Below are 24,719 nucleotides of genomic sequence, written 5' to 3'. Positions count from 1 at the left end.
TGGCCGGTCTGGTTGCTGTCATCGTCGATCGCCTGCTTGCCGAGGAAGACGAGGCCGGGCTTTTCCGCATCGACCACGCCCTTCAAGACCTTGGCGACGCCGAGCGGTTCCACCGTCTCGTCGCTCTTGACCAGGATGGCGCGGTCCGCACCCATGGCGAGCGCCGTGCGCAGCGTTTCCTGCGCCTGCGCCGGGCCAACGGAAACCGCCACGATCTCCGACACCTTGCCTGCTTCCTTCAAACGGATCGCTTCCTCAACCGCGATCTCGTCAAAAGGGTTCATCGACATCTTCACGTTCGAAAGCTCAACTCCCGAACCGTCCCCCTTAACACGGATCTTGACGTTGTAATCAACAACACGTTTCACTGCGACAAGGACTTTCATCCGCGATTACCTCTTCAATGACTTCTGCAGCACGACTATGCCGCCGTGAACTCCCACCCGCATGTCAAAATCCGACATGAAAGCGGCACCGGCGCAGATTGGGGCGCAGATTGGATCGTGACGCAAATGCGCTGCCTGTCCGCCGGGAACCGGCACGAAACCTAATGACGGTTGACGTGCACGTCAATCATGCACCGGACGCTATATCGATTAAAATCAGTTTATTCTGGCAGGACGTCATTCCAAAGCCGTGTGACCCCGGCCCCCGTTTCGATGCCGTTTACAAGACGGGCGCCTTGGTTTAGGAAACACCTGCATATCCGGTCGCAGCCTACCCGGTCAAAACAAGGACACTGAACATGAAAACGCTTGTCGTCTGCTCCGGCGGACTCGATTCCGTTTCGCTCGCACACAGGATCGCGGCGGAACATGACCTCACCTCTCTTCTCTCCTTCGATTATGGCCAGCGCCACAAGAAGGAACTGGATTCGGCCCGGGCCTGCGCCGAACGGCTGGGCGTTCCGCATCAGGTCATCGATATCGGAAACATCGGCGCCAGCCTGACCGGGTCGGCGCTCACCGACGATCTCGACGTACCCGATGGCCACTATGCCGAAGAAACGATGAAGATCACCGTCGTGCCGAACCGCAACGCCATCATGCTGGCCATTGCCTTCGGCGTGGCCGCCGCACAGAAGGCTGAAGCCGTGGCCCTTGCCGTTCATGGCGGCGATCACTTCATCTATCCCGACTGCCGCCCCGGCTTCATCGACGCTTTCCAGATCATGCAGAACCATGCGCTCGACGGTTATGCGAACATAAAACTGCTTGCACCCTATGTGCACGCGACGAAAGCCGACATTGTCGTTGACGGCGCGAAACACGCCACGCCCTTCGAGGCGACCTGGTCGTGCTACAAGGGCGGAGAGCATCATTGCGGGCGCTGCGGTACCTGCGTGGAACGGCGCGAGGCCTTTCATATTGCGGGGATCGATGACCCGACAGTCTATGAAGATGCCGACTTCTGGCGCACCGCCACGGAAGCGAGGAATGCCTGATGTTTCGCATCACCAAGGAATTTCACTTTTCCGCCTCGCACCAGCTCACAGGTCTGCCCGCCGATCATCAATGCGCGCGTCTGCACGGCCATAACTATATCGTGGAGGTGGAACTCTCCGCGCCCGATCTCAATCGGTATGGCTTTGTGCGCGACTATCACGAATTGGCACCGTTCAAGCGCTATATCGACGACTGTTTTGACCATCGGCACCTCAACGACGTGCTGGGGCATGAGCAAACCACTGCCGAAACACTGGCAAAACATTTCTTTGACTGGTGTCGCGCGCGCTGGCCGGAAATTTCTGCCGTGCGGGTCAGCGAAACGCCAAAAACCTGGGCGGAATACCGGCCATGAGCGGCTCCGAAATCCGTATCAGCGAAATTTTCGGCCCGACCATTCAGGGCGAAGGTGTGCTGATCGGTGAGCCGACCGTCTTTGTGCGCACCGGCGGATGCGATTATCGCTGCGCGTGGTGCGACAGCCTGTACGCGGTGGAAAGCCGTTTTCGGCATGACTGGAAGCCGATGAGCGTCGAGGAAATCTGGCGCGAGGTGACGACACTTTCCGGTCAAAAGCCGATAACAGTGTCACTTTCGGGCGGCAATCCGGCCATTCAGCCATTGGGTCCGCTGATCAAGCGCGGCAAGGCGGAGGGCTACCGTTTCGCGCTCGAAACACAGGGCTCGCTCGCCAGGGACTGGTTTCAGCAACTCGATACGCTCGTGCTCAGCCCCAAGCCGCCATCCAGCGGGATGGAAGCCGTCCCCGACGCATTGGCGGCCTGTATCGAGGCGGCAGGTCAAAACCCGCGCACGGTGCTGAAATTCGTGGTGTTCGACGATGCCGACTATGTTTTTGCCAGAGAGACGGCAGCGCGTCACCCTCATCTGCCGGTCTATCTCCAGCCCGGCAACCATACTCCGCCGCCGCCGGAAGCGGATGATGCCGCAATCGACATCGACGGCATCATGCGGCGCATGGAATGGCTGGTCGAGAAAGTGATCCACGATGGCTGGTTCGCGGCGCATGTACTGCCGCAACTGCATGTGCTAATCTGGGGCAACAAGCGCGGCGTTTAGTGTCTGTTCAAAAGTCGCCATGCCGGTCTGCCGCTTTTGTTCCAGACACTAAAGACTAACGATTAGCCCCCGGCACCCAAAGCACATCTTTCGCGCCATTGTCATTAACGGCGCGTGACGCGACGAACAGGAAATCGGAGAGGCGATTGATATATTGCAGCGCCTCGGCCGAAACGGTTTCCCCTTCGCTCCGGGCAAGCGCAACCATCAGCCGTTCCGCCCGGCGCGATACCGTGCGCGCAAGGTGCAACGCCGCCGAGGCCGCCGAACCGCCCGGCAGGATGAATGAGCGCAAGGGCTGGAGATCGGCATTGAGCCGGTCGATATCCGCTTCGACCCGCGATACCTGAGAAGCGACGATACGCAGGGGCTCGTAGGAAAGCGGTTTGCCGTCGTCCGGCGTGGACAGATCGGCACCAAGATCGAAGAGGTCGTTCTGGATACGCGCCAGCATTGCGTCGATTTCGGCATGGGAATAGTCGGCTCCGCCCGTATGGATGCGCGCCATACCGATACAGGCATTGGTCTCGTCCACCGTGCCATAGGCTTCCACACGCAGGTCGCTTTTGAGCCGACGCGGTCCGCTTGCAAGCCCCGTCGTGCCGTTGTCGCCGGTTTTGGTGTAGATCTTGTTGAGCCTGACCATGCCTTACTGACCGTTTTTCACGCGCGCGTAATAGATCGCCCCGACAATCAGAAGCACGGCGATGAATTGCAGAAAGACGCGCAATTGCATCATCTTGTTGGAAAAATTGCCATCGCCGCCGCGCATCATGTTGCGCAGGCCGATGATCAGCACGACGGCCACGGCAAGCATGGCCACCATTGCCGCGCCCTTGAACAGAACGTCCATCCTATTTCCTTCCAATAGGTGCTGTTTCCTGCCTCACGACTGGTCGGACAGCATCCGGTAGAGCCAGCGCGCAGGCATCAGACGCCGCGCGAGAGACCCAAGTTTCGCCGGCCTCGTTACCACGTAATGCGGACGAGGACGCGGCGCCTCCAATGCATGAAGCAGTACAGCATAGACGGCTTCCGGTCCAAGCTTGTTCTTCGATTTCGTGCCACCGCTTTTCAATTTCGCCATCTGACGCCGATAAAGCTCGCGGTGCACGGAAGCCTCCATGTCGATACTGGCTTCGGCATGGACGGCGGCATTATAGGTAAAGCGCGAAGCGATGGGGCCGGGTTCGATCAGCGAGACCTCGATGCCGGAGCCTTCCAGCTCCATACGCTGGGCGAGCATCAACCCTTCAAGCGCGAATTTCGACGCCACATAGGCTCCGCGCCACTTCATCGGCACAAGACCGAGAATCGAGGAACAATGCACGATGCGCCCATGTCCCTGCCTGCGCATGATCGGAACGATCCGCCGCGTCAGATCGTGCCAGCCGAAGAAATTGGCTTCGAACTGCGCGCGAAGCGCCTCGACCGGCAGGTCCTCTATCGCACCCGGTTGGGCATAAGCGCCATTGTTGAAGAGCGCGTCGAGCCGACCGTCCGTGAGGCACAGGATACTGTCCGCCAATGCGGCAATCGATTCCGGCTCGGTATAGTCGAGATAGAAAGCCTCAAGCCCCTTTGCCCGCAGGGCGGCGATGTCCCCCTCCTTGCGCGCCGTGGCGAAAACCCGCCAGCCCTGGCCGTGCAGCGTCTCCGCGCAATAGGCCCCGATGCCGGACGAACAGCCGGTAATGAGAATGCTCCGCTTTCGATCCGGTAGTACCATTTCCCGTTTTCCTGCCGCCGCGTTTGCACCACAGTGCTTGATTCGCAAAATCTTTAAAACGCCAATGGCCTTGCAATCCCTGCCGCGATGCTAGATTTAAGGCCTTGAAACACTGGCCAACGCTTCGAGGGCAAATCTGCGGATGCGAAAAATCGGACGTTTTTTCCGTCAGGTCGGTTCTGATGCGCTCGGTCATTTCAGCTCGGACGATGGCTGGGCCTTCGCCAGCCATATCGCCCTTTCCGGCCTGATGGCGCTGTTTCCGTTTCTGATCTTTGCGACGACGCTTGCGAGTTTTCTCGGCACCAGGGAATTCGCGGATACGGCAGTGCATGTCATTTTCGACATGTGGCCGTCGAACATTGCCGGCCCCATCGCCAACGAGGTCACGAACGTCTTGACGGTGCAGCGCAGCGGGCTTTTGACCCTCAGCGTGATCGCCGCGGCCTATTTTGCCTCCAACGGCGTGGAAGCGTTGCGCATTGCGCTCAATCGCGCCTACCGCGTGACCGACCAGCGCTCCATCGTCTTTTGCCGCCTGCAAAGCCTCGGCTTCGTTCTGGTGGGAACGCTCAGCCTGATGGCCATCAGCTTCCTGCTGGTTCTGGCGCCGCTTGCCGTGCGTATTGCCGAACAATGGTTCCCCGACATCGCGCCATTCACCGGCACCATTGCCTTCTGGCGATATACGATCGCAGTGGCGGTTCTGGTTCTGGCGCTGTTCACGGTGCATATCTGGCTACCGGCCGGACGGCGCAGCCTCGGCGACATCCTGCCCGGCATTCTGATTACGCTCGCCGCCTGGCTTGCCGCCGCCATGGCCTTCGCCAAATATCTGGAAACCTTCGCCAACTATGTCAGCACCTATGCGGGCCTTGCCTCGATCATGGTGGCAATCGTCTTTCTCTACATGCTGTCGGCAATTTTCATCATCGGCGCGGAGATCAATGCGGCGATCATGAATTTTCGCAAGCGCGAACAGCAGCCGGAGCTTATCGACGCAAGGTAGTCAGCGCGACACCAAGCGTCGTCACGACCATGCCCGCAATCTGGATGGCCGACAGCGTTTCTCCGAAAATCAGATAGGCCATGATAGCCGCCGCTCCGGGGACGAGATAGAAGAGCGACGCCACTTTCGACATCGCGCCTTCGCGGATCATGACCAGAAGCGCCAGGATGGCGCCTATGGAAATCGCAAGCGTCAGCCAGACCAGCGCGACGATCAGCGGTGGCGACCAGACCACCACGCGCGTTTCGAACGCGAAAGCGCAGACCGCCGTCAAGATCGCGGCGGCAATATACTGAACCGCCGTGCCGGTCTTCAAATCGCCAGCCGTGCCGAACCGCTTCTGCCAGACCGTCCCGGTGCTGATCGCCACGACCGCCAGAAACGCCGCTGCCAGACTTTCAGGATCAACACCGCTTCCGGCGGAAAATTTGGGCCATACCACCATGGCGACACCGCAGAAGCCGATCAGAAGCCCCGACCATTGCCGCCCGCTCGCCCTTTCGCCCAGAAGGACGGCGGCGATCAGCGTGGTCAGCATCGGTTGAAGACCGGCCACCAGACCGGACATGCCGGCAGGAAGACCATGATGAACCGCCCAGAACAGCGCGGAAAGATAGACGCCATGGATCAGACATCCGGCAATTGCCGCATGAAGAAGCGCCTTGCCTTTCGGCCAGGCGCCCCTGCTCGCCAGCGCCCAGAGCGTCATGATTGCAGCGGCAACGCAGAAACGGACGGCCATGAAGGTGAAGGGCTCTGCATAGGGCATGGAAAGCCCCGCTCCAATGAAGCCGGTGGCCCAAAGCAGGACGAACATTACGGGGAAAAAGCGGGCAGCCATGGCGGAACTCTCATTTGGTCGGCCCGCCATATACCGGTTCGCAACAAACGCCTATCGCATAAAACTGATCGCAGCGTTGAATTTGCCAAACAGCCGCCCGCATTTTATGAAGCGGCATGAACAGGAAACCAGAAACGATCCGCATTCTTGTCGACGCAGATGCCTGTCCGGTGAAAGCTGAAATTTATCGGGTGGCGGAACGGCATAATCTGCCGGTCATGCTTGTCGCCAACAGCTTCATCGCCATCCCCCGCGATGCGGAGCGGGTAGAGCGTATCGTGGTTTCAGACAGGCTCGATGCGGCCGACGACTGGATCGCCGAAAATTCGCGACCGGGCGCAATCGTGATCACTGCCGATATTCCACTGGCAAGCCGCTCGCTCGAAAAAGGCGCTTCGGTGATCGCTCCGAACGGACGCGTTCACACCCAAAGCACCATCGGGAATACGCTTGCAACACGCAATCTGATGGACAGCTTGCGTTCCGCTGGCGAAATCACCGGCGGCCCCGCCCCCTTTTCGCCGAAGGACCGCTCGGCATTTCTTTCCGCACTCGATCTCGCCATCGTCCGCCTGAAGCGTGCCGGTTTCGTCTCAGGCTGATCGCATCGAAGCGGTGACGACACCAGCACCGACCAGCAATGACCCGCCAGCCCGATTGAAGAGGCGTAGCGCCCGCTCGCTTGAGAAAAAGCGCCGCGCCCGGGTGGCGAGAAGCGCATAGGCAAAGGCATTGAGGAATGCGAACACCAGAAACGTGCTTTCGAAAACGAGCATCTGGGTCGTAAAATCCCTGTGCGGGCTGAGAAACTGAGGCAGGAAAGCCACGAAAAAGGTGATGCTCTTCGGATTGAGCGCTGTCACAAGCCAGGCATGAACCAGCATCCGGGCTGGATGCACACTGTCGTAACGCGCGCTGGCATGAAGCGTTCCGCCCGCGCGGAACAGTTTTATGCCAAGCCAGACGAGATAGGCAGCGCCTGCCCATTTGACGAGCGTGAAAACGGTCGCGGACGCTGCCAGCAGCGCGCCGACGCCAAGCATGGAAAGCGTCATCGCCGTGAAATCGCCCAATGCGACGCCTGCCGCCATCGGCAAAGCCGCTTTCCAGCCCTGCCCCAGCGCATAGGAAACGACGAGCAGAACGGTCGGGCCCGGAATGACCAGGAGCACGATGGACGCGGCGGAAAATGCAAACCAGACTTCAAGGCTCATGGAAAGCTCCCTCCCTTGAAAAGGAAGCAAGCCACTGATTCTCGACTTTGTCGAGTGCTAAAGATTTTCGGCCGCTTCGATCAGCTTTTTGGCATCCGGTCCATCCCATGCCGCCGGACCGTTCATCGAGGCGATCTGGCAGCCATCCTTGTCGACGAGCAGCGTTACCGGAAGGCCGAAGGCGAGATTCTTGCGCTTCAGTTCATTGAAGCTCGACATGGAAGCGTCGCGATGCAGCGTCAAGTTCTTGATGCCGATCTCATTCAGAAATCCCTTGGGCTTGTCGTCCGAGCCGGTATCGATATTGATCGCCACGACTTCGAAATCATTGCCGCCTTTTTCGGCTTCCAGCTTATCAAGGGCAGGCATTTCCTCACGACAGGGCGCGCACCATGTCGCCCAGAGATTGACCAGCAGCGTCTTGCCCTTGTAGTCGCCGAGCGTCATTTGCTTACCGTCCGGGCCTGTAAAGGCGATATGCGCCACCGAGATCGGCTTTTCGGCGGCGCGCATGGCCGCCACCCCCCCGGTCGCGGCAGCATCGAGCGCCTTCAGCGCATCTGCTTTCAGCGCGCACTGGGCCGATGCTTCTTCGCTTTGCGTTGCATTCTGAGAAACATTCTGGCTAACCACATTGCCAGAAGGGCGCTCCATCACGTATACCGCCCCGATACCGGCAAGAACACCGGCAAGGGCGGCAAGAAGGACGATCTTGCGATTTCCTGATTGCTTCTGAGGTTCAGATTTCGCCTTGTCGTTGTCTTCTGTCATTTCGCGTCACTTCTTTCCAATATTCCGCCAAATCGTCATTCGGGGCATATGAGCATGAGCGAACCAAAATCAAGCAACCAGATGTGGGGCGGCCGTTTTGCCTCAGGGCCCGATGCGATCATGGAAGAGATCAATGCATCGATCGGTTTCGACCGCAAGCTCTATGCGCAGGACATTCAGGGTTCGCTCGCCCACGCAGCCATGCTCGCAAAGACAGGCATCATTGCGGCAGACGATCATAAGAAGATTGAGGAAGGCCTCAAGGCCATCCTCAAGGAGATCGAAGACGGCAAGTTCACCTTCTCGCGCAAGCTCGAAGACATTCATATGAACATCGAGGCGCGGCTGGCCGACCTGATCGGCGCTGCCGCCGGACGCCTGCACACGGCGCGCTCGCGCAACGACCAGGTGGCGGTGGATTTCCGTCTCTGGGTCAAGCAGGAACTGCAAAAGACCGCCACGACGCTCAAGAGCCTGATCGAAGCCTTTCTGGAACGCGCTGAAGAACATGCGGCGACCGTCATGCCCGGCTTCACCCATCTCCAGACCGCGCAGCCCGTCACCTTCGGCCATCATTGCATGGCCTATGTGGAAATGTTCGGCCGCGACCTCTCTCGCGTGCGTGACGCCATCGCGCGCATGGACGAATCGCCCTTGGGCGCCGCAGCCCTTGCCGGCACCGGCTTTCCCATCGACCGCCACATGACGGCTGAAGCGCTCGGCTTCCGCGAACCGACCCGCAACTCGCTCGACAGCGTTTCGGATCGCGATTATGCGCTGGAATTCCTGTCGCTGGCCGCAATTTGCGCCGGTCATCTTTCGCGTCTGGCGGAAGAAATCGTCATCTGGTCAACGCCGCAATTCAATTTCGTGCGGCTTTCCGATGCGTTTTCGACCGGCTCCTCGATCATGCCGCAGAAGAAGAACCCGGACGCCGCCGAACTGGTGCGCGCCAAGACAGGCCGCATCAACGGTTCGCTGGTGGCGCTACTGACGATCATGAAGGGCCTGCCACTCGCCTATTCCAAGGACATGCAGGAAGACAAGGAACAGGTTTTCGACGCCGCCGAAAATCTGGAACTGGCTATCGCCGCCATGACCGGCATGGTGCGCGACCTGACCATCAATGTGGCTGCGATGAAGAAAGCCGCAGGTTCGGGCTATTCCACGGCGACCGACCTTGCCGACTGGCTGGTGCGCGAACTGGGTCTGCCTTTCCGCGAGGCGCATCACGCTACGGGACGCGCCGTAGCGCTTGCCGAAAGCCGCAAGATCGATCTGGCCAAGCTGACGCTCGAAGAATTGCAGTCGATCCATTCAGGGATAACCGATGCCATCTTCGGCTATCTGACGGTGGAAAAATCGGTGAAGAGCCGCCAGTCCTTCGGCGGCACCGCCCCGCAGGAAGTGCGCCGCCAGATCCGCTACTGGAAAAAGCGCATTGCCAAAGCATAAGCACTGCCATCCCGTGAAATCGCTCCTGAAGGAGTGATTTCACTTTCGGGCATTTTGGGTTAGACCTACCGCACAGACATATTCCGGGAACCAAAGCTGATGACAGGCCGCTCCGCCATTTCTTCCGTGCTTCTGATCGCCGCTCTGGCAGCAATGCTTTCCGCCTGCGGGCGCAAGGGGCCGCTCGAACCGCCGCCAGCGGCTGTCGTCACCGACGAACAGGGCCACACGCGCGAGAAACCGAAGGAAGACAAGCCTTTCATTCTCGACAAACTGTTGTAAGTATCTGCTACAGGGCCTTCCCGTGAACCATTTTGAGTATCACAACGGCGTTCTTCACGCCGAAAATGTCAGCCTGCCTGAAATCGCTCAGGCGGTCGGCACGCCGTTCTATGTCTATTCCCGCGCGACTATCGAGCGCCATTTCCGCGTATTCAGCGAAGCCTTTGCCGGAATGGACACGCTTGTCACTTATGCGCTGAAGGCCAATTCCAATCTGGCAGTCCTGAAAACGCTGGCGAAGCTCGGCGCCGGAGCCGATACGGTGTCGGAAGGTGAAATCCGCCGCGCTCTGGCTGCGGGCATACCGGCGAACAAGATCGTTTTCTCCGGCGTCGGCAAGACGCCGCGTGAAATGGATTTCGCGCTTTCCGCCGGTATTTACTGCTTCAACGTCGAATCCGAGCCGGAGCTTGAAATCCTTTCCGCCCGAGCCGTCAAGGCAGGCAAGGTCGCGCCCGTATCGCTCCGCATCAACCCTGATGTGGACGCAAAGACGCACGCCAAGATTTCAACCGGCAAATCCGAAAACAAGTTCGGCATTCCGCATATCAAGGCACGTGAAGCCTATGCCCGCGCCGCCAGCCTGCCCGGTATTGATGTGGTCGGCATCGACATGCATATCGGCAGCCAGATCATCGATCTCGAACCGTTCGACAACGCCTTTGCGCTGCTGGCGCAACTGGTGAAGGATTTGCAGGCCGATGGCCACAATATCCGTCACGTCGATTGTGGCGGGGGGCTGGGCATCCCATACCGGACCGACAATACGCCGCCGCCCTTGCCCTTGGCCTATGCCGAAATCGTCGCCAGGCATATCAAGCCGCTTGGCCTCAAGACCGTTTTCGAGCCGGGTCGCCTGATCGTCGGCAATGCCGGTCTGCTCGTGACCGAAGTGATCTTCGTCAAGGAAGGCGATGCGAAGAATTTCGTCATCGTGGACGCGGCGATGAACGATCTCATTCGCCCGACGCTTTATGACGCGTTCCACGACATCAAGCCGGTTGTCCTGCCCAAAGACGATGCCCCGCGCATCCGCGCCGATTTCGTTGGCCCCGTCTGCGAAACCGGCGACTATCTTGGCCTCGACCGCGAAGTGGCGAAACCGGCGCCCGGCGATCTGATCGCCGTCTGCACCACAGGCGCATATGGCGCGGTCCTGTCCAGCACCTATAACAGCCGCCTGCTCATTCCCGAAGTGCTCGTGGACGGGGATCGCTATCATTTGATTCGCCCGCGCCGCACCTACGAGGAATTGCTGGCTCTCGATTCCGTGCCTCACTGGCTATAAAATTCGTGGCGAAGCCTCGCCTTCGCCATGATGCGTGTTATCCTGTTGCGATATGGTAACCGCGAAATACGCCGGAAAGCCCCGATGACGGATCATAGCAGCGACAGGAAAAACATGCCGCGCCATGCGTGGAATGGTTTTCTGCGGCTTTTTTCCGGGGACGGCGCCCCCCTGCGCCGCCTGCATCTGCGTGCCTTTCTCTCCATCGGCTTCGAGCGGCTTTGGCCGCTCGTGCTGCCATTGATTCTGCTGGTTGCGCTTTTTATCAGCCTGAGCTGGTTCGGGCTTTTCGCGCTCATGCCGCGCTGGCTGCATATAGCGGTGTTTGCCGTCTTCGGCCTCGCCGGACTGTTTGCGCTTTATCTGCCCTTCCGCTTTCGCTTGCCCCGTGAAGGGGACCTCGTCGCGCGCATCGAGGCGATCAATGGCCTCATCCATGAGCCGCTCGCCGTCCAGACGGGCGATATCGCCGCTGGCGGGCACGACCCGTTTGCGGTCGCGCTATGGCATGAACACCAGAAGCGCATGGCGAAACGGCTCAGAAACCTGCAATCCGGTCTTCCACGCCCACGTGTGCCGGAACGCGACCCTTTCGGTCTTCGTGCAGCCATTGCACTCTTTTTCGTAACGGCATTCGCCTATAGCTTCAGCCCCAACAGCGGACGCATTGCCGATGCCTTCCATATCCGGCCCGGAAATGCGACTGCCATTGCCCGCGTCGATGCCTGGGTGACGCCGCCCCGTTATACGGATCGCGCGCCGGTTTTTCTCACTCTGGCGAATGATCGCGATCAGACGGCAATCACCGTGCCGCAAGGCAGCATTCTATCGGTCCGCGTCATTGGCGGCGGGTCCGAACGCCTGACCGCCACCGACGCCAGGGGCGAGCGGCGCGATGTCCAGCCTGTCAGCGTATCGAACCCTCAAAAAGACCCGAACGAGCAGGCCGCCGTCGATGGAAGCCGGAACTTCCGCTACGATTTGCAGGAAGATGAAACGCTGGTGCTTTCCGGTACGCAGGCGCATTGGAAATTCGTCGTCACACCGGACAATCCGCCAAAAATCCGTTTCACGAAGGAACCGGCCCATGCGCTGAACGGCACATTGCAATTGTCCTACCAGATCGAAGACGATTACGCGCCGGCAAAGGCCGAAGCCCACATCGTGTCGCTCAATAACGACGAGGACGAGGAGGCCGCACCGCTTTATGACGCGCCGGAACTGCCGCTTGTGTTACCGCGCCGCGGCGTGAAGGAAGCGACCACCTCGAAAGACCTGACCGAGCACCCATGGGCGGGGGAGAAGGTTGCGCTTACCCTGATCGTAACCGACGCCGCCGGGCAGACAGGTCGCAGCGAAACGAAGATCATCACCCTGCCGGAGCGGCCTTTCACCAATCCGCTTGCGCGCGCGGTGGCAGAGCAGCGCCGTATTCTCGCGCTCGACACCACCCAGCGCGGTCACGTCCTCGACATGCTGTCGGCCATCATGCTGCGCCCGGAAGAGACCATCGGGAACGCAGCCCATTACCTTGGCCTGGTGACGATTCGCACGCGCCTTCACGTCGCCAATGGCGACGACGCGCTGCGCGATACGGTCGATTATATGTGGCAGGTCGCGCTCGGCATCGAGAATGGCAATCTTTCAGTTGCTGAAAGGCGCCTGCGCCAGGCTCAGGAAGCCCTCAGGAACGCGTTGCAGAACGGTGCTTCGCAGGAGGAAATCGAGAAACTGACGGCGGAACTGCGCAAGGCCATGCAGGATTTCCTGCGGGAATTCGCACAACGCCAGCAGCAGAATCCGAATGCGCGCCGCACCGCGCCCGATCCCAATGCGCGTATGCTGACCGAAAAGGACCTGCAACGCATGATGGACCAGATCGAGAATCTGGCGCGGCAGGGATCGCGCGATCAGGCCGAGCAGTTGCTGTCGCAATTGCAGAACCTGATGAACAATCTGCAAATGGGTCAGGCCCAGCCCGGCCAGCAGGGTCAGGGGCAAGGCCAGCAGGGGCAGATGCAGCAGCAGATGAACAAGCTTGGCGAACTGATGCGCCGCCAGCAGCAGACCATGAACGAGACTTTCGACCTCGACCAGAAAATGCAGCGCCAGTTCGGCGGCAGCGATGGCGAGGGAGAAACCGGTGATGACCTGTTCCCCGGCGATGACGGTTCCATGGGCGGAAGTCCGCAGCAGGACGGTCAGGGCGATGTGCCGCCGGATATGGCCGAAGCCATGCGCAAGCTGCAGCAGCGACAGAAGGATCTCCAGTCGGACCTGCAGAAGCTGATGGACGACCTGAAGGGCTTGGGCATAGAACCCGGTAAGGATTTTTCGGATGCAGGAAAATCGATGGGCAATGCGACCGACGCGCTGGGCCGCAGCGAAGGTGCGGAAGCGAGCGACCAGCAGGGCAATGCACTCGACGCCCTGCGTCGCGGCGGACGCGACATGCTGCAGAAAATGCAGCAGGCCATGGGCCAGACCGGACAGGGACAAAGCGGAGCCGATGGCAACAAGGGCCGTGACCCGCTTGGCCGCCAGCAGGGTACGGGCGAAAGCGGTCTCAATGACGATGTCGAGATTCCGGGCGAGATCGACATTCAGCGCGCCCGCGAAATCCTCGATGAAATTCGTCGCAAGCTCGGCAATGCGCTGACGCCGCAGATGGAAAAGGAATATCTCCAGCGCCTGCTGAAATTCGATTGAGCCGGGAGGGCCGTCGCAGGGCGGCTTATTCCATCACGCGCCCGACATAGGGCAGTTGCCGGAAAGAGTGCCCGACATCCATGCCATAGCCGACAACGAAGTAATCGGGACATTCGAAGGCCACGAAATCGGCGTCGAGATCGACCTTGCGGCGTACGCTCTTGTCGAGAAGAACGGCGATGGAGACGCTGCGCGCGCCACGTTCCAGCATCAGTTCGCGGACGAACTTCAGCGTTTTCCCGGATTCCAGAATATCGTCGATGAGAAGCACGTCACGGTCGCGGACATCGCTGTCGATATCCCGCAGCAGACGAACCTCCGTGCTGGTCGTGCCCTTGCCATAGCTCGAAACGGTGATGAACTCGACATCGGGCTCCACGCCCGCATCGTGCATCGCGCGAATGAGATCGGCCGCGAAAATAAAGGAGCCCTTGAGGATGGAGATCGTCAGCAGGTTGTGAAATTTGCGTTCGGCAATTGCCTTTGCGAGATCGAGATTACGCTTCGCAATCTCGTCCGGGTTAAAGAGCACTTCTATCGTCTTGCCACCGACTTCGGGCATCTGCCGCTTCTCCTGATCGTTTCAATTCACGCGCCGCTATGGGAAGGCACGCTCTATACCACGCTTTCGCAAAAATGCATCTCGCCCTTTCGGCGCAGCTCCGCTTCTCCATTTCCCGACGCCGTGATTTGATATAGCGTGACTTTCATGCACCCGGACATCATCGAATTACGTTCATTCTACGATACGACACTTGGCCACCTCGCGGAGCGTGCCATCCGCATGGCTCTTTCCGGGCTGTGGGAACGGGTACCGGGAGAACGGCTGGTCGGCATGGGCTACAGCCTGCCCTTTCTCGACCGCTTCAGCGCCGATACGGAGCGCACTTTCGCCTTCATGCCCGCAGGTCAGGGGGCCGTTGCCTGGCCTTCTATGGAAAACCCGTCGACCGCGCTGGTGTTCGACGAAGAATTACCCCTGCCCGACTCGTCCATAGACCGCATCCTGATGGTGCACGCGCTCGAATATGCCGAAAACCCCACCGAAACGCTGAAAGAAATGTGGCGTGTTCTCGCGCCCAATGGCCGTCTCGTCATTGTCGTGCCGAACCGTCGCGGCGTCTGGGCTCGCTTCGAGCATACCCCCTTCGGCAGTGGACGCCCCTATAGCCGGACCCAGCTTGCGACCCTGCTGCGCGAAGCGAACTTTACGGTCAGCACGGTGAGCGACGCCCTGTATTTTCCACCCGCCACGCGCCGCTGGATGATGCGTCCCTGTCTGGCGCTGGAGGGTATGGGGCGGCGGCTCTGGCCCCTCTTCGCTGGCGTTTTGATCGTGGAGGCACAGAAGCGGCTCTATCAGGGGCTGCCTGTCGCCCAGCGTTCGTCCCGCCGCGTATTCGTCCCGGTGCTGGCGCCGCAGGGGACACCTGTCGGCGGATTGCGCAAGACGAACTCCAAGGCCCGCAAAACCTCGTGAGGCTCCGCAGGTTATACCGGGGCACCGAGATGCTAGCGCCATCCAAGCCTTGAAAATGCTCAGTCGCCGCACGGGCTTAACCGCACCCCTGCCCCTGCTGGAGGTACATTTGCGCATCATATCTCGTGAAATCGTGCTGCCTGACTTTCATCCGGCCCTGCCGAACAAGGTTTTTCTCGACTTGCAAGCGTCGGCGGGATATGCCGCCAGCGTAGCTTTAACATCGACCTTTTGGCGGAGCCAAAATCATGACCGATACGCAGAACCTCACCCGTCCCCAGCCCAAGGCAGGACTGCTCGACATTGCAGCCTATCTGCCCGGCAAGGAACATGTGGAAGGCGTCGCCAAGGTTTACAAACTCTCCTCCAATGAAACGCCGCTGGGTCCGAGCCCTCACGCCATCGAAGCCTATCGGCACGCGGGAGAAAAGCTCGAGCTTTATCCCGACGGACAGGCACTGGCGCTGCGGCAGGCCATCGCCGAGACGCAGGGGCTCAACATGGCCAATATTCTCTGCGGTAACGGTTCGGACGAGCTGCTCGGCCTTCTGTGCCAGACCTATCTTGCGCCCGGCGACGAGACCATCATCACCGAACACGGATTTGCGGTCTACAAGATCCAGACGCTGGGTGCCGGCGCCACGCCGGTCACCGTCAGGGAGAAGAACGAGCGGATCGACGTCGATGCCATTCTCGCCGGACTGACCCCGCGCACGAAGATCGTCTTCATCGCCAATCCGGCCAATCCGACAGGAACCTATCTGCCCTTCGAGGAAGTGCGCCGTCTCCATGCCGGTCTGCCGGGGCATGTGCTTCTGGTTCTCGACGCGGCCTATGCCGAATATGTGCGCCGCAACGACTATGAGGCGGGTCTGGAGCTGGTTTCGTCGAACGAAAACGTCGTGATGACGCGCACCTTCTCGAAAATTCATGGGCTTCCGGGACTGCGTATCGGCTGGATGTATGCGCCTCTGCACGTGATCGATGCGGTCAATCGCATTCGCGGGCCGTTCAACATGAACTCGGCCGCCATTGCCGCTGGCGCTGCCGCGATCCGCGACCGCGCGCATGTGGTCAAGTCCGTCGAATATAATGAAAAGTGGCTGTCCTGGCTGAACGATGAATTCACGAAGCTCGGTCTGCGCGTTACGCCGTCGGTGACGAATTTCCTTCTCATCCACTTCCCCGACGGTGCGGCGCATTCCGCCGACAAGGCCGACGAATGGCTTTCCAGCCGCGGTTATATCCTGCGTCGCGTCGGGGGCTACGGCTTCCCCAATGCGCTGCGGATGACGGTCGGTACGGAAGAAGCCAATCGCGGCGTTGTGGCCGCTCTTACGGAGTTTTTGAAGTAAGACGATGTCCACGATCCATTTCGATAAAATCGCACTGGTCGGTATAGGCCTCATTGGCTCGTCTCTGGCGCGTGTCATCCGGCGCGAAAAGCTCGCCGGCCATATCGCCATTGCCACGCGCAGCGCCGACACTCTCAAGCGTGCCGAAGAACTGCATCTCGGCGACAGCTACACAACGGACAGCGCGGAAGCGGTCAAGGATGCCGATCTCGTCATCGTCTCGGTTCCGGTCGGTTCGTCTGGAACCGTTGCACGACAGATTGCGGCAAGCCTCAAGCCCGGCGCCATCGTGACCGATGTCGGATCCACAAAAGCCTCGGTGATCGCGCAGATGCAGCCGGAACTGCCGGAAAACGTGCATTTCATCCCCGGCCATCCGCTGGCGGGTACGGAATATTCCGGTCCCGATGCCGGTTTCGCGGAACTGTTCGCCAATCGCTGGTGCATCCTCACGCCCTTGCCGGACACGGACGAAACGGCACTGGAAAAACTCAGCGCCTTCTGGGCGGCCTGCGGATCGCGGCTTGACCGGATGGACCCGCAGCACCACGATCTGGTGCTCGCCATCGTGTCCCATCTGCCGCACATCATCGCCTATAATATCGTGGGCACGGCAAGCGATCTTGAACAGGTGACGAAGTCGGAAGTCATCAAATATTCCGCTTCCGGTTTCCGCGATTTCACCCGCCTTGCCGCATCCGACCCCACGATGTGGCGCGACGTCTGCCTGCATAACAAGGACGCCATCCTCGAAATGCTCGGGCGTTTTTCGGAGGATCTTGCCTCGCTGCAACGTTCCATTCGCTGGGGAGACGGCGAAGCCCTGTTCGATCTCTTCACGCGGACGCGCGCGGTCCGCCGCGGCATTATCGACGCAGGTCAGGAAGTGGACGCGCCCGACTTCGGACGTCAGGCCGCCTCGCGCGGCGGCGAGCCGGTCAAAGCGCCGGCAGACGACCCAGAGGTATAAAGCCCGCGCTGACTTTTCCCTTGCGAACGGCAATTTCCATCACGGGGTTGCCGTTTTCGTCTTTCGGCATGGCTGAAAGGGCGAAAAGCACGGTCGCTATATTGCCGCCCTGCTCGGGGAATAGCGTCTGCCCCGCCTGCGCCAGCGATTGCGGATTGACCAGCGTCAGCTTCACGTCCGCATCGATCAGTCCGGCCTCATCGACCGAGAACGGGCCTGCGACCGAAATCATGGCTCCGTTGGGCATGGACAGGAAGGCCTGGTTGATGGTGCCGGAATGTCCGCGCAGCCGCTCCCTCAAGGGGGACGGGCTTTTTGCCAGCAGCGTCGCTGCATCGGATACATCTATATCCGCCAGACCGTCGATTTCAGGACTGTTTGCAGTGCCGATTGCCGCCTGGGCCAGTTTCAGCCCGGCAAAACGGCCGTCGATCTTCAAGCTGTCTCCCGCTCCGCTCATACGGAGGTTCATCTGCTCCAGTGTACTGAGAGGCTCGGTTCTGGTGGTTTCGATGCGAAGACCGACCGCTACCTCGCGCGCGACGAGTTCTATATCGGTCGGAAACGGGCGCGCCAGCCGTGTATTGGACGTGAACCTGCTCCAGTTGATTTCCAGAGGCTCCAGTCCGGGAAATTCGATGAAAGCCGGCCCCGTCAGTTCGTTCGTCAGGGAACGCGGCGCGTAAACCGGTGAGCCGGAAGTAAAACGACCGGCGCGGAAGGACATGCCTTCGGACGGGCGCTGCCATGAAATGCTGTCGCAAACAACATTGACCTGCAATGGATAGCCGCCCATGCGAAGGTCCTCGCATTTCACGCCGACGCCCTGTGCGACCAGCCTGGCCATATCCGTCCTGGCTCGCGCTTCGAGCCGGTTGGCAATATAGAACCAGCCCGCCGTGTAGCCCGCGATCAGCACAACGAGGATAACGATGAGCGTTATGGGACGCTTTCTGGATTTCGGTACGTTCATCCCAGTATGCGCCATTTAAAAAGCCTTACATTAATCAAACAGACTCTGAGGGCCGGCAGGGGCCGACAGCAAGTCTCCCGCTCAATATGTTTGCTCCTCCCGACTGTTGGCCATATTATGGCAGGAAAGAGTCCTGTGAAGTGGCGGCACAGAAAAATCGAGGGATATCCGTCGATTGTCGGTGGAAATCAGCATTCACTCAAGCAATATACCCGTTGTATGGCCATACTCCCTGATGAAAAGCGAATGAACGATTTCTGGGTCTTCGGTTACGGCTCGCTGATGTGGCGGCCCGGTTTTGCGCATGTCGAAACCGTACGTGCGCGCCTTTATGGCTACAGGCGCAGTCTGTGCATCTATTCCCATGTCCATCGCGGTACACCGGATCAGCCGGGGCTTGTCCTGGGGCTGGACGCTGGCGGCTCGTGCCTCGGCATCGCGTTTCGCGTGCCCGGCAATATGAGCGGCGAGGTCATGACCTATCTGCGCGAGCGTGAAATGTCGAACAACGTCTATCACGAAAAGCGGCTTCGCCTGCGTCTAGCCGACGGCCGCGACGTCGAAGCGGTCGCCTATGTCGCCGACCGCCATCATATACAATATGCCGGGTCGCTGCAGCCCGAGGATGCGGCGGTCATCGTCGCTTCCGCGCGCGGAGATTCCGGCGCGAATGTCGATTATGTCGCCAATACGCTGGAGCATCTGCGCAATATGCGCGTTCACGACCATGCGCTCGAGCATGTCCACGACCTGATTTTCAGGAGCGCGGGTCGGCAAAGGCATGATGCGGTCTGAGCCTTGCCGCGAGGCGTGGCATTCGTGTGCAATGCCGATCTGACCGGGCGAAACCCCCGGAAGTTCAATTGCCTGCAACACATGCCCTTGTTCTTGCCTCATGCAACCGCTACATCTCGGCTGAAGCACCGATGCCGACCGACTGGTCCGGACAATACGGTGCGCAGATTCAAAGAATTGGGACGTTCCCAGCCGGTCGGGTTCCGGCCTCCGCGTGCCAATCTCCAAGGAGACCTATATGATCGCATTGTTCCGTACCATCGATCTGGCGCTGGATATCTATACCTGGATCATTATCGCTAGCGCCATTTTCTCGTGGCTCTATGCGTTCAACGTCGTCAATTCCGGCAACCGTTTCGTGGCTTCGATAGGCGAGTTTCTCTACAAGGTGACAGAACCCGTCCTGCGTCCGATCCGCAACCTTCTGCCCAATCTCGGCGGCATCGACATTTCGCCGATCATCCTGCTTCTGCTCATCTTCTTCATCCGCCAGTTCATGTGGACGACGTTGCTGCCGCTCATGATGTGATCGTATAATCGGCGCCGCCAAAGCATGAAAAAACGCCCGGACATTGCCGGGCGTTTTTGTTCTAAAGCGGTTCCTGTTTTGACTGAATCGTCGGAACCGCTCTAGCTATTTGTTTTTACGCATTATCCTACGCAAAACCGCTTCGCACTTTTGCTGGAAATGCTCTAGACGGATCGGACGGCTATCGCTTACTTGCCCTTGGCGCGTTCGATAGCTTCGACGATGAACTTGCGGGCGTAGTCTTCATCGCCCCAATCGCCGACCTTGACCCATTTGCCGGGTTCCAGATCCTTGTAGTGTTCGAAGAAATGCGCGATCTGCTTCAGCGTGATCTCCGGCATATCGGTGTAATCGTGGATCTTTTCGTAGCGGCGCGTGAGATGCGGCGACGGAACTGCGATGATCTTCTCGTCCTTGCCGGAATTGTCTTCCATGACCAGAACGCCGATCGGGCGGACATTGATCACGGAACCGGGGACCAGCGGACGGGTGTTGCAGACGAGAACGTCGATTGGGTCGCCGTCTTCCGAAAGCGTATGCGGCACGAAGCCGTAATTGCCCGGATAGGTCATCGGCGTGTAGAGAAAGCGGTCAACGATCAGAGCGCCGGACTTCTTGTCCATCTCGTACTTGATCGGGTGGCCGCCAACCGGCACTTCAATGATGACGTTGACGTCCTCAGGAGGATTGGAGCCGATGGAGATGGCATCAATATTCATGATGTGTCCTTTCGTGTCGGGTTCTGATAACGGGTTTCAGGTTTGCGTGCAAGAAAAACGAAAGTTCAAGAAAACGCGGCGAATTGTCGTTCTCCCAGCCCGGTAAACCGTGATCAGACGATTGGATTTCTGTGAGGATCAGGCGCCGAGTTCGTTCAGTCTCTTAACGGCGGTCGGCGGCATCGGGGGAGGGTTCGGATCGCGGCTGGCGGCGACCAGAAATTCATCGCAGGCCGTCTCGGTCGACTCGATCAGCCGCCGAAGGAATTCGTCCTTCGGCAGACCCGGCGGGATGGGCGGCAGGATGCGGCTGCGAATGGTGCCCGGATAGCGCAGGAACTTACGGCGCGGCCAGTAGAGACCCGCATTGTGAGCAATCGGCACCACAGGCAGGTCAAGCGCCTCATAGAGATGGACGATGCCGTATTTGTACTGCGGCGGAGCGCCCGGCGCCCGTCGTGTCCCTTCGGGATAGATGAGGATCTGGCGCCCCTCGGCTATCGCTTTCTGGGCGCCCTGGGTGATGGAGTGAAGCGCTTTGACGCGTGAGCCGCGGTTCACGGGTATCATCTGCATCTTCGCGATGTACCAGCCGAAAAGAGGGATACGCATCAGTTCCCGCTTCAGGATAAGCACCGGATCGTCAAGATAGGGCAGAAAGGCATAGGTGTCCCACGCGGACTGGTGTTTCGGCGCACAGATATAAGCGCCTTCGGGAATGTTCTCGAGCCCTTCGATCACATAATCGGTGCCCGCAATATACTTGTGAAGCCAGTGATTGACCCGCGCCCAGAGCTTCGGCACGATCCAGGCCTTCTTACGCGGCAACAGGAAATAGAAGGGCGTATAGAGGATCATCTGAGCGAGCGTGCATATGTAAAACGCCGCGTTGAACAAGATTGAGCGCAGATAAAGAAGCATCGTGTCGATGAAGACCCTGGCTAAAGCACGTCCGGCGAGCGTGAAAGAGTTGTGCCGGCAAATGCATATAACAATCGGTATGTGTCTGAATCAATCTTGTCCGGCCTGTCGCGGGTTTTGCTCCCAGCGGGGCAGCAAGGAAACCGACGCGAATTCCAGACTTTCTCCAGAAAGTGACAGCACCGATATATCAGGAAGATCGGTCATTTCCATCAGGAAATCGAAAGCGGGCTGCATGTTTATGTTTGCGGCAAAGTGCTTTCTTCAAGCTGAATTCCAAGCAGTTCCGCAGTTCCCACGCGCACTGCCGCACCCAGATATTTTACATATTCGATGAGGAGCACGCGCAGCGTATCCCCTTCGGCCACCCAGCTACGCCCGTGGCGCTCGCCGTTGACGACGGGAAAGGGAATGAACTCCACATCCTTCATGCGATACGACATTTCAAGCGTGCTGCGCGGGATATGATAGTTGTTGGTGACCAGGATCACGCGACGATAATGGTTGGAGCGTATCCAGCGTTCGCTTTCCGCCGCGTTGCCGACGGTATTGAGCGCGGAACGATCCAGATCGACGCAGCAATCGAACAGGCTCTTGTCCGCATGAGTAGCGCGCTGCAGCGCCTTTTCGTTCGTCGCCGGATGCACGCCGCTGATCAGGAGACGTTTTCCGCGCTTGTCTTTCAGAAGATCGACCGCGGCCTGGATTCTGGATTGCCCTCCGGTCAGAACGATGATCGCATCGGCAGGCTCGCGGATGACCGGAGGCTGCATACCGGTGACCTTTTCGCTGAACGCGACGAAGCCGACGAGAAACGCCAGAAGGATTGCAAACAGAAAGACTGAAACGGGCTGGAAACGTCTGAACATGCGCATCATGACAGACCACAGGAAATCGCGGGATGCAATTGCAAAAACTTGCAGGGAGACGCCGTCCGCGCTGCGGCGCCAGACCACGTCTGCCGCGCGTAAGCTGTCTGCTGTTCGTCTTTGTGCCACTGCATCGTCATCCGACCGGTGCCCGCCCGATAGCGCGCGCGGGATTCGCGACTCGTTTTTTCTTCCATCATAACCGGCAATGCGGCGAGAAGTCGGAGAAAAAGTCGAAAATCGTGTGCGGAGCGCCCCGGTATCGGAGAAGGTCTTCATTCCGCGCGAACTCCCGGACCGTCCATTGTCGCAAGCTGCCGGATGACCGTAAGGCGGCTTGTCAGCATGGTCAGGAAGCTCACCAGAATGATGATGACGGCAGCGCCGATATAGCCCTCTCGCCCGATCGCGAAATTGCCGAACATGGCGGCAGCCTGATCTCCCTCCGGCGTGGCCATACGACTGGATGCCCACCATGAGAAAACCAGGAAGACCAGCATGGCGGCGGCGCCGCCGCACAATGCGCCCTTCAGGGCCGTGCGGAAAAAATGCCATTCGAACTCACGCGCTACGAATTTCGATTCCGCGCCGATGAAATGCAGCACCTCGATGATGTGCCCGTTGCCGGACATCGCTCCACGCGTTGCAAAAATGACGGTCAGTACCGTCGCCGCGATCACGAGCGACAGAACGCCGGTGCCCACGAGAACCGTCGTGCGGGCCATGGAAACGAGCCGGTCGACCCAGGTGCGGTGATCGTCGAACGTAGCGGCTGGAATGGCCCGTGTTATTTCGGTGCGCATGGTTTCGAAATCGGGCGGCGCGTTCTCATCGATGGTGACGATGACAAGTCGCGGGACAGGCAGTTCGTCAATATCGAGGCCGCTGCCAAGCCATGGCTCCAGAAGCCGGGCGGTTGCATCCTTGTCGACGATGCTGGTGCTCCTGACACCGGCAAAACCACGGGCGATCTCGCTCGCCTGCGCCAGCATGGCCTCCATATCCTGACCTTCGACCGGGCGAATCTGAATGGTCGCTTCGCGGGCGATCTGGCTCTGCCAGGCGGCGGCCGAGGCGCGGACCAGCGTCACTCCCCCCATCGTCAGACATGCCAGAAATGTCATGATGGCAATCACGATCACAAGCGCGGTGCCGGTGACGCTACCATCGGGGACGATGGGCGTCGGCCCCTGACGTTTCCTGCGCTTGCCGATGCGGACAAGCAGCATGTCCTTCAGGTCTTCAAAACGGACACGGATATCGTCCAGTGCGCGCTGCCAGGCTCTTCTTGCGTCAATCATAGATATCGAGCCGCCCATGTTCGAGGATCATACGCCGCGCATCGACCTGGTCCATGAGGGAAAGGTCGTGGGTCGCGATGATAACGGCCGTGCCGGAACGGTTTAGTTCGGTGAACAGGCGCAGGAGGCGTTTTGCGAGCGGCGGATCGACATTGCCGGTCGGCTCGTCGGCGAGCAGCAGTTCCGGCTGGTCGATCAGGGCGCGCGCGATTGCGGCGCGCTGCTTCTCACCGCCCGAAAGCACCGGCGGCAGCACATTCATGCGATCGCCGAGGCCCACCCAATGCAGCAGTTCCTCCACTTCGTGGCGGTAGGTCGCTTCCTCCTTGCCGCGCACCCGCAGCGGAAGCGCCACGTTCTCGTAGGTCGTCATATGGTCGAGCAGGCGGAAATCCTGAAACACGATGCCGATCCGGCGACGCAGAAGCGGTATTTCCTTGTGATCGAGCCGCGCAACGTCCTTGCCGAAAATGTTGATAAGGCCGCGTGTCGGCTTCAGCGCCATGAAAAGAAGGCGCATGAGCGAGGTCTTCCCCGCCCCGGAAGGGCCGGTCAGAAACTGGAATGAACGCGGCGGGATATGGAAACTGACATCCCGCAGGATTTCAGGACCCATTCCATATCGCAGGCCGACATTCTCGAAACGTATCACGGGTATGTTTCTCTTGGATTGTCCGCGCGCCGAAAGTCGCGCGGATGACATCGATATCGGATCGACCTTTATCCTCTATGGTTAATGTTGCGTTAAACAAACCCGCGGGAGCTTCAAAAAATCCCGTCATGATGGTCGCCCGAAACATCAGCCGTTGCGGAATTGGTTCGGCCCCGGTCGAAAGGCGCAAGGTGCAAAGGAAGATGACGGCATGATGGCGAGGCGTGAAACGATGCGCGCCCTTGCGGAAGCACGGCGTCGCCCGAAGCAGACACGCCCCGGCGCGCCATGAAAACAGGTCCTGACCGGCAAGCCGCCTTTCGGCGGGCAGA

29 protein-coding genes are annotated in these 24,719 nt (G+C 59.4%); 14 read left to right on the top strand and 15 right to left on the bottom strand.

Annotated elements, in window-relative coordinates; genetic code table 11:
* Positions 1–386 (bottom strand): electron transfer flavoprotein subunit beta/FixA family protein (locus tag FHS76_RS02230; RefSeq protein WP_183647427.1); only part of this gene is annotated, 386 nt, incomplete at its 3' end.
* A gap of 359 nt (positions 387–745) precedes the next feature.
* Between FHS76_RS02230 and queC the strand changes: the two genes are divergently transcribed.
* Genes queC through queE form a run of 3 tightly spaced genes read left to right on the top strand, consistent with a single transcriptional unit; the run spans position 746 to position 2,525 of the window.
* A complete protein-coding gene (gene queC / locus FHS76_RS02225) occupies positions 746–1,444 on the top strand; it encodes a 7-cyano-7-deazaguanine synthase QueC (RefSeq protein WP_183647424.1) in 699 nt (232 codons plus the stop codon).
* Positions 1,444–1,800 carry a 6-carboxytetrahydropterin synthase QueD gene (gene queD / locus FHS76_RS02220; protein ID WP_183647420.1) on the top strand — a complete coding sequence of 119 codons (357 nt, stop codon included), beginning with the start codon at positions 1,444–1,446 and terminating at the stop codon, positions 1,798–1,800. The genes queC and queD overlap by 1 nt, the downstream gene beginning before the upstream one ends.
* A complete protein-coding gene (gene queE / locus FHS76_RS02215) occupies positions 1,797–2,525 on the top strand; it encodes a 7-carboxy-7-deazaguanine synthase QueE (RefSeq protein ID WP_183647417.1) in 729 nt (242 codons plus the stop codon). Before queD ends, queE begins: the two co-directional genes overlap by 4 nt.
* Before the next feature lie 55 nt (positions 2,526–2,580).
* On the opposite strand, the gene FHS76_RS02210 is transcribed toward queE, so the two are convergent.
* From FHS76_RS02210 to FHS76_RS02200, 3 genes are read right to left on the bottom strand one after another with little or no spacing between them, the layout of a single operon-like run.
* On the bottom strand, positions 2,581–3,171 hold the full coding sequence (locus FHS76_RS02210; protein ID WP_183647415.1) for a cob(I)yrinic acid a,c-diamide adenosyltransferase: 591 nt from the start codon (positions 3,169–3,171) through the stop codon (positions 2,581–2,583).
* A gap of 3 nt (positions 3,172–3,174) precedes the next feature.
* Positions 3,175–3,378 (bottom strand): twin transmembrane helix small protein, encoded by a 204-nt coding sequence (locus FHS76_RS02205; RefSeq protein WP_183647411.1) that lies wholly within the window; start codon positions 3,376–3,378, stop codon positions 3,175–3,177.
* Positions 3,379–3,411: 33 nt separating this feature from the next.
* Positions 3,412–4,254 (bottom strand): SDR family oxidoreductase, encoded by an 843-nt coding sequence (locus tag FHS76_RS02200; RefSeq protein WP_183647408.1) that lies wholly within the window; start codon positions 4,252–4,254, stop codon positions 3,412–3,414.
* Between the two features lie 142 nt (positions 4,255–4,396).
* Here FHS76_RS02200 and FHS76_RS02195 point away from each other — a divergent pair, with 142 nt between their 5' ends.
* Positions 4,397–5,263, top strand: a complete 867-nt coding sequence (locus tag FHS76_RS02195) for a YihY/virulence factor BrkB family protein (RefSeq protein WP_183647406.1) — start codon at positions 4,397–4,399, stop codon at positions 5,261–5,263.
* On the opposite strand, the gene FHS76_RS02190 is transcribed toward FHS76_RS02195, so the two are convergent.
* Positions 5,247–6,104 (bottom strand): DMT family transporter, encoded by an 858-nt coding sequence (locus FHS76_RS02190; RefSeq protein ID WP_183647403.1) that lies wholly within the window; start codon positions 6,102–6,104, stop codon positions 5,247–5,249. The genes FHS76_RS02195 and FHS76_RS02190 overlap by 17 nt on opposite strands.
* Positions 6,105–6,220: 116 nt before the next feature.
* On the opposite strand from FHS76_RS02190, the gene FHS76_RS02185 reads away from it, so the two are divergent.
* The gene (locus FHS76_RS02185) at positions 6,221–6,706 is read left to right on the top strand and encodes a YaiI/YqxD family protein (RefSeq protein WP_183647400.1); all 486 of its coding nucleotides are present in this window, start codon (positions 6,221–6,223) and stop codon (positions 6,704–6,706) included.
* Here the strand turns inward: FHS76_RS02185 and FHS76_RS02180 are convergent.
* Positions 6,698–7,318, bottom strand: a complete 621-nt coding sequence (locus FHS76_RS02180) for a LysE family translocator (protein ID WP_183647396.1) — start codon at positions 7,316–7,318, stop codon at positions 6,698–6,700. The genes FHS76_RS02185 and FHS76_RS02180 overlap by 9 nt on opposite strands.
* A gap of 57 nt (positions 7,319–7,375) precedes the next feature.
* Positions 7,376–8,089: a thiol:disulfide interchange protein TlpA gene (gene tlpA / locus FHS76_RS02175; protein WP_183647393.1), complete on the bottom strand. Its 714-nt coding sequence runs from the start codon at positions 8,087–8,089 to the stop codon at positions 7,376–7,378.
* Positions 8,090–8,143: 54 nt separating this feature from the next.
* Between tlpA and argH the strand changes: the two genes are divergently transcribed.
* From argH to FHS76_RS02155, 4 genes are all read left to right on the top strand, one after another.
* Entirely contained in the window at positions 8,144–9,544 is a 1,401-nt protein-coding gene (argH, locus tag FHS76_RS02170) for an argininosuccinate lyase (protein WP_183647390.1), read from the top strand.
* Positions 9,545–9,643: 99 nt separating this feature from the next.
* Positions 9,644–9,826 carry an LPS translocon maturation chaperone LptM gene (gene lptM, locus FHS76_RS02165; RefSeq protein WP_183647387.1) on the top strand — a complete coding sequence of 61 codons (183 nt, stop codon included), beginning with the start codon at positions 9,644–9,646 and terminating at the stop codon, positions 9,824–9,826.
* Between the two features lie 22 nt (positions 9,827–9,848).
* Positions 9,849–11,114: a diaminopimelate decarboxylase gene (lysA, locus tag FHS76_RS02160; RefSeq protein ID WP_183647384.1), complete on the top strand. Its 1,266-nt coding sequence runs from the start codon at positions 9,849–9,851 to the stop codon at positions 11,112–11,114.
* 84 nt (positions 11,115–11,198) lie between these two features.
* The gene (locus FHS76_RS02155) at positions 11,199–13,823 is read left to right on the top strand and encodes a TIGR02302 family protein (protein WP_183647380.1); all 2,625 of its coding nucleotides are present in this window, start codon (positions 11,199–11,201) and stop codon (positions 13,821–13,823) included.
* A 25-nt stretch (positions 13,824–13,848) separates the two neighbouring features.
* Here the strand turns inward: FHS76_RS02155 and hpt are convergent, their stop codons facing one another.
* Positions 13,849–14,385: a hypoxanthine phosphoribosyltransferase gene (gene hpt, locus FHS76_RS02150; RefSeq protein ID WP_183647377.1), complete on the bottom strand. Its 537-nt coding sequence runs from the start codon at positions 14,383–14,385 to the stop codon at positions 13,849–13,851.
* Positions 14,386–14,532: 147 nt separating this feature from the next.
* Here hpt and FHS76_RS02145 point away from each other — a divergent pair, with 147 nt between their 5' ends.
* The 3 genes from FHS76_RS02145 to FHS76_RS02135 all read left to right on the top strand — a co-directional run bounded on the left by FHS76_RS02145 (position 14,533) and on the right by FHS76_RS02135 (position 17,628).
* A complete protein-coding gene (locus tag FHS76_RS02145) occupies positions 14,533–15,303 on the top strand; it encodes a class I SAM-dependent methyltransferase (protein ID WP_183647493.1) in 771 nt (256 codons plus the stop codon).
* Positions 15,304–15,551: 248 nt separating this feature from the next.
* Positions 15,552–16,658, top strand: a complete 1,107-nt coding sequence (gene hisC, locus FHS76_RS02140; RefSeq protein WP_183647374.1) for a histidinol-phosphate transaminase — start codon at positions 15,552–15,554, stop codon at positions 16,656–16,658.
* A 4-nt stretch (positions 16,659–16,662) separates the two neighbouring features.
* Positions 16,663–17,628, top strand: a complete 966-nt coding sequence (locus FHS76_RS02135) for a prephenate/arogenate dehydrogenase family protein (protein ID WP_183647371.1) — start codon at positions 16,663–16,665, stop codon at positions 17,626–17,628.
* Here the strand turns inward: FHS76_RS02135 and FHS76_RS02130 are convergent.
* Positions 17,597–18,616, bottom strand: a complete 1,020-nt coding sequence (locus tag FHS76_RS02130; protein WP_183647368.1) for a DUF2125 domain-containing protein — start codon at positions 18,614–18,616, stop codon at positions 17,597–17,599. The two genes, FHS76_RS02135 and FHS76_RS02130, sit on opposite strands and share 32 nt — an antisense overlap.
* 231 nt (positions 18,617–18,847) lie before the next feature.
* Here FHS76_RS02130 and FHS76_RS02125 point away from each other — a divergent pair, with 231 nt between their 5' ends.
* A complete protein-coding gene (locus FHS76_RS02125) occupies positions 18,848–19,396 on the top strand; it encodes a gamma-glutamylcyclotransferase (protein WP_183647365.1) in 549 nt (182 codons plus the stop codon).
* 238 nt (positions 19,397–19,634) lie between these two features.
* A complete protein-coding gene (locus FHS76_RS02120) occupies positions 19,635–19,925 on the top strand; it encodes a YggT family protein (RefSeq protein ID WP_183647363.1) in 291 nt (96 codons plus the stop codon).
* 188 nt (positions 19,926–20,113) lie between these two features.
* Here FHS76_RS02120 and ppa read toward each other — a convergent pair whose 3' ends face one another.
* From ppa to ftsE, 6 genes are all read right to left on the bottom strand, one after another.
* Positions 20,114–20,644 (bottom strand): inorganic diphosphatase, encoded by a 531-nt coding sequence (gene ppa, locus FHS76_RS02115; protein WP_183647359.1) that lies wholly within the window; start codon positions 20,642–20,644, stop codon positions 20,114–20,116.
* 138 nt (positions 20,645–20,782) lie between these two features.
* Entirely contained in the window at positions 20,783–21,565 is a 783-nt protein-coding gene (locus FHS76_RS02110; RefSeq protein ID WP_183647356.1) for a lysophospholipid acyltransferase family protein, read from the bottom strand.
* Between the two features lie 90 nt (positions 21,566–21,655).
* A complete protein-coding gene (locus FHS76_RS02105; protein ID WP_183647353.1) occupies positions 21,656–21,802 on the bottom strand; it encodes a hypothetical protein in 147 nt (48 codons plus the stop codon).
* Positions 21,803–21,804: 2 nt separating this feature from the next.
* Positions 21,805–22,713 (bottom strand): YdcF family protein, encoded by a 909-nt coding sequence (locus FHS76_RS02100; protein ID WP_183647351.1) that lies wholly within the window; start codon positions 22,711–22,713, stop codon positions 21,805–21,807.
* Positions 22,710–23,735 carry a cell division protein FtsX gene (locus FHS76_RS02095; RefSeq protein WP_235992527.1) on the bottom strand — a complete coding sequence of 342 codons (1,026 nt, stop codon included), beginning with the start codon at positions 23,733–23,735 and terminating at the stop codon, positions 22,710–22,712. The genes FHS76_RS02100 and FHS76_RS02095 overlap by 4 nt, the downstream gene beginning before the upstream one ends.
* Positions 23,728–24,351: a cell division ATP-binding protein FtsE gene (gene ftsE / locus FHS76_RS02090; RefSeq protein ID WP_235992536.1), complete on the bottom strand. Its 624-nt coding sequence runs from the start codon at positions 24,349–24,351 to the stop codon at positions 23,728–23,730. The genes FHS76_RS02095 and ftsE overlap by 8 nt, the downstream gene beginning before the upstream one ends.
* Positions 24,352–24,719: the final 368 nt, after the last annotated feature.

This window comes from Brucella daejeonensis (assembly GCF_014199265.1).
GTDB classification, from domain to species: Bacteria; Pseudomonadota; Alphaproteobacteria; order Rhizobiales; family Rhizobiaceae; genus Brucella; species Brucella daejeonensis.
The sequence above is the reverse complement of the archived record's forward strand: the minus strand, read 5'-3'. Positions and strand labels throughout refer to the sequence as shown.